The organism is Cupriavidus sp. 8B (assembly GCF_054589115.1).
In genome coordinates, this window is sequence record NZ_BAAILO010000615.1 from 1 (window position 1) to 8,313 (window position 8,313).

Annotated in this window: 9 protein-coding genes and 1 tRNA gene; 5 read left to right on the plus strand and 5 right to left on the minus strand. The window is 61.5% G+C overall.

Annotation, left to right across the window (positions count from 1 at the left end; genetic code table 11):
- Positions 1 to 396 precede the first annotated feature (396 nt).
- On the plus strand, positions 397 to 654 hold the full coding sequence (locus tag ACYP5B_RS50415) for a hypothetical protein (protein ID WP_459574978.1): 258 nt from the start codon (positions 397 to 399) through the stop codon (positions 652 to 654).
- A gap of 341 nt (positions 655 to 995) precedes the next feature.
- Here ACYP5B_RS50415 and ACYP5B_RS50420 read toward each other — a convergent pair whose 3' ends face one another.
- A complete protein-coding gene (locus ACYP5B_RS50420; protein ID WP_318235037.1) occupies positions 996 to 1,361 on the minus strand; it encodes a hypothetical protein in 366 nt (121 codons plus the stop codon).
- A gap of 684 nt (positions 1,362 to 2,045) precedes the next feature.
- Between ACYP5B_RS50420 and ACYP5B_RS50425 the strand changes: the two genes are divergently transcribed.
- The 3 genes from ACYP5B_RS50425 (at position 2,046) to ACYP5B_RS50435 (ending at position 3,411) form a co-directional block, all read left to right on the plus strand.
- Positions 2,046 to 2,195 (plus strand): hypothetical protein, encoded by a 150-nt coding sequence (locus ACYP5B_RS50425; protein ID WP_318235038.1) that lies wholly within the window; start codon positions 2,046 to 2,048, stop codon positions 2,193 to 2,195.
- Positions 2,196 to 2,358: 163 nt separating this feature from the next.
- Positions 2,359 to 2,619, plus strand: coding sequence for a hypothetical protein (locus ACYP5B_RS50430; protein ID WP_459574981.1), 261 nt, complete (start codon positions 2,359 to 2,361; stop codon positions 2,617 to 2,619).
- Between the two features lie 309 nt (positions 2,620 to 2,928).
- Positions 2,929 to 3,411 (plus strand): hypothetical protein, encoded by a 483-nt coding sequence (locus ACYP5B_RS50435; RefSeq protein WP_459574982.1) that lies wholly within the window; start codon positions 2,929 to 2,931, stop codon positions 3,409 to 3,411.
- Between the two features lie 1,408 nt (positions 3,412 to 4,819).
- On the opposite strand, the gene ACYP5B_RS50440 is transcribed toward ACYP5B_RS50435, so the two are convergent.
- From ACYP5B_RS50440 to ACYP5B_RS50450, 3 genes are all read right to left on the minus strand, one after another.
- Positions 4,820 to 4,895, minus strand: a tRNA-Thr gene (locus tag ACYP5B_RS50440).
- Between the two features lie 126 nt (positions 4,896 to 5,021).
- Positions 5,022 to 5,324: a hypothetical protein gene (locus tag ACYP5B_RS50445; RefSeq protein WP_459574984.1), complete on the minus strand. Its 303-nt coding sequence runs from the start codon at positions 5,322 to 5,324 to the stop codon at positions 5,022 to 5,024.
- Positions 5,325 to 5,620: 296 nt separating this feature from the next.
- Entirely contained in the window at positions 5,621 to 5,917 is a 297-nt protein-coding gene (locus ACYP5B_RS50450; protein WP_459574985.1) for a hypothetical protein, read from the minus strand.
- A 176-nt stretch (positions 5,918 to 6,093) separates the two neighbouring features.
- On the opposite strand from ACYP5B_RS50450, the gene ACYP5B_RS50455 reads away from it, so the two are divergent.
- Positions 6,094 to 6,996, plus strand: coding sequence for a crotonase/enoyl-CoA hydratase family protein (locus ACYP5B_RS50455; protein ID WP_459574986.1), 903 nt, complete (start codon positions 6,094 to 6,096; stop codon positions 6,994 to 6,996).
- Positions 6,997 to 7,153: 157 nt separating this feature from the next.
- Here the strand turns inward: ACYP5B_RS50455 and ACYP5B_RS50460 are convergent, their stop codons facing one another.
- Positions 7,154 to 8,170, minus strand: a complete 1,017-nt coding sequence (locus tag ACYP5B_RS50460; RefSeq protein WP_267605950.1) for a class 1 fructose-bisphosphatase — start codon at positions 8,168 to 8,170, stop codon at positions 7,154 to 7,156.
- Between the last annotated feature and the right edge of the window lie 143 nt (positions 8,171 to 8,313).

Here is an 8,313-nt window from a genome sequence, read left to right on the forward strand (position 1 = left end):
CCCTAAAGAAACAAGCCAAGAAACCCCAAAACCACGCGCTCTGAATCGGACATTTCAACTTGGCCAAACACCGGACGTCTCAATTTAGCCTGGACAAACGCGGTGGCCGCTTTGCCAGCGTCTTGCGCTGAGAGCGAGTGAAGATGGATGGCGATCTATTTATAGGGAATCCGGTGTTCTGGATGCAATTCATACCCCTTTGCGTCCCCCATATTCGTGCGGTACCCCCATGGCGGGTGAGTCTTTTGCCACTGTTGCCCAAGGTCGGCAGGCGCCGTCAAATCCCGAAGGGAAGGGCGGCGGACGAAATACCTGCTGCAGGCGCTGGACCGGCTCACGCCCGGAATGGACAACAGAGATTCGTGTCTAACTGGTCAAACGCACCAGGAGGCCGCGATGAGCGCATGTATCAGAAACCTCACAACCTGTGCGGCCTTGTTGCTGACCGGCTGCGTGGTCGTGCCCGCTTATGATGCCTATGGCTACAGCTACCCGGCCTACGGCGCCTATGAGCCTTACTATCCCGCTTACCCCTACGGCCCCTACTACAACTACGGTTGGTGGCCTGGATTTTATGGCGGTGCGGTTTTCTTCGGCGGCGGTGGTCATGGCGGGGGACGCCACGGCGGCCGCGGAGGTGGCCGTGGCCGCTGAGCCGTGTCGCGCTCACGGGTTCACTCAGGCTCAGCCGGTAGCGTGTCGCACCGACCTTCGACAAGGACATGAACTTTCGCCGCACTCCTTCACCGCGGCGCTCAGCCTGACCTTAGTCCGGTTACGTTGTCGACCACGTCATTCCTCTTTGCAATTGCGGTGCCGACGAGCCAGGTAATCTGCAATGGCAGACCGTCGAGGAGGCCAGGGTCAAGGACAGACGGGAGCGCAGGATCTGCAGCGCTCCATCGTCGACGCATTGACGCCATTCCAGAGGGCTACCCTCGGGTGCGCATACCAATGAGCTGGGTGCCGTCCCAAACGGGCCTGTCGCCCCGGTGTCAGCGCTTCCAGGCTATCGGCGCGGAGGCAGAGCAGGTGGCGAATTTGCCAGACCAGGTCCTGCTGGTGGCGACCTGGATGCGTTGCTCGTTGACTGGCTCGAGCTGCCGTTGCCGGCGCTCGGCCAGGCTGTTGGCCACGCTGGTCAGCGCTGACTTGCATGCCGCCTCCGCCGCGCTGGAGCGCACGAAGAACTGCGGATAGCGATAGTTGACCATGAGGGTGAAACCGTCCGCGACGTACTCCACCGTGTATTCGGTGTTGCTGTCATAGGTCGACATCTGTCGGCTGGCGGATGGCGCGGGCGTCGTGCAAGCCGCTGATATCAGGCAGGCCACTGCTGCCAGCATCTTTTTGTATTGCACAGCATGATCTCCATGGATTGCATTGCAGGGAGCGACGCGCGCACCTTGGCACGTGCGAGTCCGCGGCTGGATGGTACCAAGGAATGGCGGCGCAGGAATCCGGACAAATATGGGACCGGCATGTTCCTGCAAGGATGGCTTCTTAGAAGCCGATGTACGACTTCGCTATCCGCGATGTAATGAAAAGGCGAGCGTATCCGAGGGTAACCGCTTCCCTTAAGATTCGACGGGATCGCTTCAAGGGGGGCGGGTTTGAGGCTGGCCACGCGCTAGCTACATGGATCGAAAATCCTGTACCGATGGCTGCATGGTGGCTACATGAACCCCAGAAACAACAAAGCCCAACCGGACAGGTTGGGCTAAGTGCTTGAATCTTATGGTGCAGAAGAGAGGAATCGAAAACTGACTGGAAGACCAAGGCAGGTAAGGGTTGGGGTCGGATTTCATCGATGCATACACAATCTCATACACTTTTAGCTCGTCGCTCCCCCTGTCTGAGTGCCTTCTTTGCCACGATTGCCCAAGGTTGGCAAGGCGCCGTCAAACCCGGACAGGAGTGGCGGATGACATACCTGTCCGCCACGATGGGGCAATCGGCTCGGGGCGGCTCGACGCGTGATTTTCCCGGCCTGTTGGCCGCAGCCTAAAATACAAGGTAGGTCGTCATTCTGTCAGGAGGTCACCATGCTTGCCGCATTCATCCTGGCGGCCGTGATTGTTGCCCTGTACATTTTCGCCGTCAGGGCTGAGTTCTTTCACAAGTCGCCGCTCTACCCTGAACACGCGCACCCGCTTCACTACTGGTGGGACCGCTTGGTCCACCACAAGAAGTAGGAGTAGGCAACCAGCCCGCCACCGGCGGGCTTTTTGTTGCTTACGGACTTCAGAATACGGGAATGGCTTGCACACCCTTTACCCGTCGCCGCCGGATCGGCTCACGCCCGGAATCGGCAGTGGAAATTCTTGTCTAACTGCTCAAACGCGCCAGGAGGCGGCGATGAGCGCCTGTGTTAGAAACTTCACAATCTGTGCGGCCTTATTGCTGACCGGCTGCGTGGTAGTGCCTGCTTATGATGGCTATGGCTACAGCTACCCAGCCTACGGCGCCTATCCCTATGAGCCTTACTATCCCGCTTACCCCTACGGCCCCTACTACAACTACGGTTGGTGGCCTGGATTTTATGGCGGTGCGGTTTTCTTCAGCGGCGGTGGTCATGGCGGGGGACGCCACGGCGGCCGAGGTGGCCGTGGTCGCTGAGCCATGTCGCCTCACTGATTGAGCGCCGCGATTACCCGCGCATTCCAGCCCCAGTCGGTAGAGCGTCGCGCCCGTCTGGGTCACCACAGCCTGTTTCCTTCGCCTCGACGGTCGGGAGGGCCACGGCTATCGTGTCGCAAGCTCGATGACGAGCGCATGGGCGGGGGTGTTCTGCTTTACGTGCGCTGGCGCACATACCCATCTACTCGACCGCGCTACCCAGGTGTTTACTGCTTACTGCTTACTGTCGGCTGATCGTCCGTCATTTGCAGCCTCGCAGCGGGCAGTTTCATAGAGGGGAATCCGCCAATGAAGCGCTTACAGATTATCTGCCTCGTGCTGGTCCTTGTGGGGTGCGGGACAGCGAGAACCTTGGTCATCGAGCCCATCAAGCGACCCAACCAATTTCAGCGGGCCGAGCTCGTCGAGAACAAGGCGACGGTGACAGTGCCAGCGGCCGTCACCGAAAAATTCCGATCCGTGGTCGAGACGGGGCTGTATGAGAAAGACGCCTTCAAGCGCGGAGGTGACTTGCGCATTGTCTACACTTTCATCTCCCACAACCCTGGGAGCCAGTTCCAGCGCTGGTTTTGGGGCGGCATAGGCAATGCCGGTGAAGGATCGCTGGTTATCATGGTCCGCTACCTCGACGCGTCCGACACTGAGCTTGCAAAGACCGAGGTCGAGGGCCGGATCGGCAGCGGCTTCTTTGGCGGCGAGTTCGATGAAGCGATTACCAAGGCGGGCGAGGCCCTCGTGAAGTTTACAGTCGAGAACTTCGCGGCACACTGATGACGGGCGGCTCCGTGCTCAATACGCGCTACTTGAGACCACGCGATGAATGGCCGTCTGCTGGCTCTTCTCCTGCCAGCCCTCCTCTTCGCTTGCGCAGTGCCACCAGCGCCAAGTTCGTGCTCACCGGCGCTGCGGGACGAGTCAGGGAGAATCGCTCGCAACCATACCGCCGTCGCGCAATTCAAGCGGCTCAATCCCTGCCCAGCCAATGGTGCCCGCTCTGGGCCATGCCCGGGTTACGTGGTCGACCACGTCATCCCCCTCTGTCATTGCGGGGCCGACGAGCCAAGCAATATGCAGTGGCAGACCGTCGAAGAGGCCAAGGTCAAGGACCGGTGGGAGCGCCGGATCTGCGGCACGCCATCGTTGCCGCGATGACGTCGTTCCTAGGGCTGCTATCGCATCGCCGGACCTGCGCGCACCAGCTACGTGCATAGCCCTGGTGTCAGTTCTTCCAGGCGATCGGCGCGGTGGCGGAGCATGTCGTTACCCCGCTAAATCCATTGCGCCCCATGGAAAGCTTGATGTGCTGCTCTTTGATTGGCTCTATCTGTCGCCCTTGGCGCTGGGCTAGGTCGTACGCCACGCTGGTGCGTGCCGCCTTGCATGCAGTAGCAACTGCGCCGGATTCAGGGATGAACTGATATCGACTGTAGTTGATCGTGATCGTGAACCGGCCTCGCGCCGCTTCTGGATGCCTACGGGGCCGTAAATAACGTTCTGGTTAAGGTTGACCCCACGAACGCCGCTCACCGTGACGATGACCCGGTCTATCGGCTGGCCCGCTATGCGTATGGTCATACGGGCCTGAGTGGCGACGATGGCCCTCTCGGCGCGGCATGGTACGACGCGCGCACCGGCCTTCGCCTTTACAACGTGGTCGGCTGGCAAATGGCCAACAGGGCTTTCGACTATGGTGCAAAGTTTCGGGCCGTAAGGCGGGACTTCCTCAGGCGCCGTACCGATTTCCTCGGAAGTAAGCAAATCGAGGCCGGCCGCGCGGTTGAGCCTTCCGTGGTACCCGCCGCCGCTAGCTACATCGTTGAGGCTGTCTTGGGGCTAAAGAAGGATGAAGAGGTCGGGGCCACGCAAATCGTCCACGTTGGCGCGGGCGAGATGGCAAGCTCAACGCAAAAGCGCATCAAGTAGCCCAGTACATTCATGCGCGGTCCAGCTTGCGCGCCGCCCTTGCGTCATGCACAACGAGACGGTAGGCTCGGCTTCGCTGATTGGCTTGCGGCCATGACCGCGCCCAGCTCCGCCGCGAGTCATCTTCTTTGCTGGCTTTGCCGTTGTCGTCATCGCCTAGTCCGAAAACCCGGTACCGCTGGCTACATGGTGGCTACATGAACCCCAGAAACAACAAAGCCCAACCGGACAGGTTGGGCTTTGTGCTTGAATCTTATGGTGCCGAAGAGAGGAATCGAACCCCCGACCTTCTCATTACGAATGAGCTGCTCTACCGACTGAGCTACTTCGGCCCATCATCCGTTGACAACTGGATGAAGCCCGCAATCATAGCAGCGTTTTTTTTTACTGGGAAGCCCCGGCGCAAAAATTTTGCCGGGAGCCCCCGCAGGGGCGCCGCCAGGTGGCGGCGCGGTCATTCAGGCGGCGTCGTTGGCGGCCAGTGGCGTGGTTTCGGCGCGCTGGCGGAACCAGAGCAGGTAGGCCACGCTGAGCGCCGCCAGGAAGGGGATGCCGGTGAGCAGTGTCATGCGGAAGGCTTCGGTGAACAGGGTGGTCAGCATGATGGCGAGCAACATGCCGGCGCCCAGCAGCGTGAGCACGGGGAAGCCGCGCATGCGGAAGGCCAGGGGGCGGTTGCCGGCGGCGACCCATCGGCGGCGGAAGCGGTAGTGGGTGACGAAGATCATGAACCAGGTGAAGACCGGCCAGAGGATGCTCAACTGCCCGGATCTCAAGGCGCTTCTGCGCTGTTCTTAGCACGACAGGACATGCTTTGGTCGGTTTCATGTGGGATTCTCTGCGAAAGGACCTAGTAGAAATGGAGGGCGTATGCGCCCTCCGGCACGACCTCGACAAGCGCCGCTCGGCGTGGCTCCGCGCTCGCCGCCCGGCGCAAGGCTTCGCCAGTCGAAACAGCAAGCACTTCGCGCGTCTTGTCGGCGGGCGAATAGGAGTGAGTCAGTGATGCGTGCTGTCGTGTCATTGTGGCTCCAGAAGCAAGCAGCGGTTGCAGGCGTCAGCTATCCACCGGGAATTCCTGTTCAAGCAGAAGCCTTGCGGCCCATGTCCATTGGCTGATTAGCTGCTGTCGTCGCGCAGGGCTGCGGCGAAGCACGCCGGAAATCGCAAGGCCACGGAGAAACTCGAGGCTTATTGCCACTACGGGCGCATACCCCGGCCGGTCGCTAACCTGGGCGAAGACTTCGGCGACGACACGCTCGTTCTCCTTGCGCGCGGGGCGCTCGGCAGCCACGAGTGCAGCACGAAGATCCGGATCGGTGCGTGCAACCGCCCAAAGCTCGAGTTCGGCCATGCATGAAGGCTGCGAGACCGTCGCAGCCAGGGCCTGGATGGCACGCTCGACCGGGTCTGACTGGCCTGTGAGCCGGGCGCGTCTGACGTGTTGACTGTCAATAGAGCGTTCCCTACAGTCAGTCATGACGGTCAGAAATCTCATCCTCTTCAACGACTCAACAACGGAACTTCAAGATGCCAGATTTCTCCACATTGACAATCGAGCAGGATCCGCAATCGCCACGCGTCGCGCGCCTTCTCCTCAATCGGCCGGAGCGGCTAAACGCGATCAACGGCGAGACGCCACGAGAGATTCGTGCCGCCGTCGAATGGGCGCAAGCCAATGACGACGTCCACGTTGTCGTGGTGGAAGGTGCCGGCAAAGGGTTCTGCGGCGGCTACGACCTGGCCGACACCGCGGAGCAGACCATCGAGCACCCATGCCAGCAAGAGACGTATCCTTGGGATCCCATGGTCGACTACGCATACATGAAGCGCAACACCGAAGACTTCATGAGTCTGTGGCGCTGCAGCAAGCCTACGATTGCCAAGGTCCATGGCTATGCGGTTGCCGGCGGCAGCGACATCGCCTTGAGCTGTGACCTGCTGGTGATGGCCGAGGATGCGCGAATCGGTTACATGCCGACGCGCGTCTGGGGCTGTCCGACCACGGCGATGTGGACCTATCGGCTGGGCCCGGCGCGCGCGAAACAGTTGATGTTCACCGGAGACACGATCGACGGGCAGACTGCCGCTGCCTGGGGCCTTGCCAATGAGGTCGTTCCCATCGGTGAACTAGAGGCGACGACGCTCAAGCTTGCCAACCGGATTGCCGGCGTTCCGCGCAGCCACCTTGCCATGCACAAGCTGGTGGTCAATCAAGTCATGCTGACAATGGGGCTGGAGCAATCGCAGATGATGGCGACCATGTTCGACGGCATTACACGGCACAACCCGGAGGGACTCTGGTTTCGCCGGTACGCGCAAGTCGAGGGATTCAAGGCGGCGGTGCAATGGCGCGATAGCGGCAAGCCGATACCGGAAGGCGACGAGGCCCGTGCGCTGATTCGCGAGCTGGAAGCAAGGCAGGGCAAATAGTCCCGTGAAGCGTCGTCGGATCAACGCCCCGGATCGGATACCAGTGAAAAGAAAATGGGGGCAGTCACCAGGACTGCCCCCAAATTTTTCAACATATCTTGCTATCGGCTAGCGCCGCGGCGTTGCGTTTCTTCAGGTGCGATGAAGCCGCCGGCGATCAGGCGGCCGGTTTGTCTTCCTGGTGATAACGGGTCGCGCGTTCCACTTCGTTCTTCGAGCCGAGGATCACCGACACGCGCTGGTGCAGCTTCTCAGGCTGGATGTCGAGGATGCGCTCATGGCCGTTGGTGGCGGCGCCGCCGGCTTGCTCGACCAGCATCGCCATCGGGTTGGCTTCGTACATGAGGCGCAGCTTGCCGGGCTTCTCCGGCTCGCGCTTGTCCCACGGGTACATGAAGATGCCGCCGCGCGTGAGGATGCGGTGCACGTCGGCCACCATCGAGGCGATCCAGCGCATGTTGAAGTTCTTGCCGCGCGGGCCTTCGTCGCCGGCCAGGCATTCGTCGATATAGCGGCGTACGGGCGGGGCCCAGTGGCGCATGTTGGACATGTTGATCGCGAATTCCTTGGTGTCTTCCGGGATCGTCACGTCGGATTGCGTCAGCACGAAGCTGCCGGCCTCGCGGTCCAGCGTGAACATGTGCACGCCGTTGCCGACGGTCAGCACCAGCGTGGTCTGCGGGCCGTACACGGCGTAGCCGGCGGCGACCTGACGGCTACCGGCCTGCATGAAGTCGGCCTCGGTCACGGCCTGGCCCGGCTTGGGCATGTGCAGCACCGAGAAGATGGTGCCGATCGACACGTTCACGTCGATGTTGGACGAGCCGTCGAGCGGATCGAACAGCAGCAGGTATTCGCCTTTGGGATAGCGGTTCGGGATCTCGTAGATGCTGTCCATTTCCTCGGACGCCATGGCGGCGAGGTGGCCGCCCCATTCATTGGCGTCGAGCAGGACTTCGTTGGCGATCACGTCCAGCTTTTGCTGGGTCTCGCCTTGCACGTTGCCGGTGCCGGCCGAGCCGAGGATGCCGGCGAGGGCGCCCTTGCTGACAGAGTTGGAAATGGCCTTGCAGGCGCGCGCCACCACTTCGATCAGGAGCCGCAGTTCGGGCTCGATCGTGTTGTGCTGGCGCTGCTCCTCGACCAGGTAGCGGGTGAGGCTGATGCGACTCATGGGGATTCTCCTTGAATGGCCGCAATTCTACATGGGCGCCAGCCTGGCAAGCATTGCCACCGGCCGGTGGGGTGCTGTCGGCGGGGCCGGCGCGCGGCGCTGCCGGCCCCGCCCCGGCCCGCCTGGCGCCGACTTACGGCGCC

What these genes read in the sequence shown, in the direction of transcription:
- ACYP5B_RS50415 (WP_459574978.1), top strand. Translation starts at nt 397, where the DNA reads ATGAGCGCATGTATCAGAAACCTCACAACCTGTGCGGCCTTGTTGCTG.
- ACYP5B_RS50425 (WP_318235038.1), top strand. Translation starts at nt 2,046, where the DNA reads ATGCTTGCCGCATTCATCCTGGCGGCCGTGATTGTTGCCCTGTACATT.
- ACYP5B_RS50430 (WP_459574981.1), top strand. Translation starts at nt 2,359, where the DNA reads ATGAGCGCCTGTGTTAGAAACTTCACAATCTGTGCGGCCTTATTGCTG.
- ACYP5B_RS50435 (WP_459574982.1), top strand. Translation starts at nt 2,929, where the DNA reads ATGAAGCGCTTACAGATTATCTGCCTCGTGCTGGTCCTTGTGGGGTGC.
- ACYP5B_RS50450 (WP_459574985.1), bottom strand. Translation starts at nt 5,917, where the DNA reads ATGGCCGAACTCGAGCTTTGGGCGGTTGCACGCACCGATCCGGATCTT.
- ACYP5B_RS50455 (WP_459574986.1), top strand. Translation starts at nt 6,094, where the DNA reads ATGCCAGATTTCTCCACATTGACAATCGAGCAGGATCCGCAATCGCCA.
- ACYP5B_RS50460 (WP_267605950.1), bottom strand. Translation starts at nt 8,170, where the DNA reads ATGAGTCGCATCAGCCTCACCCGCTACCTGGTCGAGGAGCAGCGCCAG.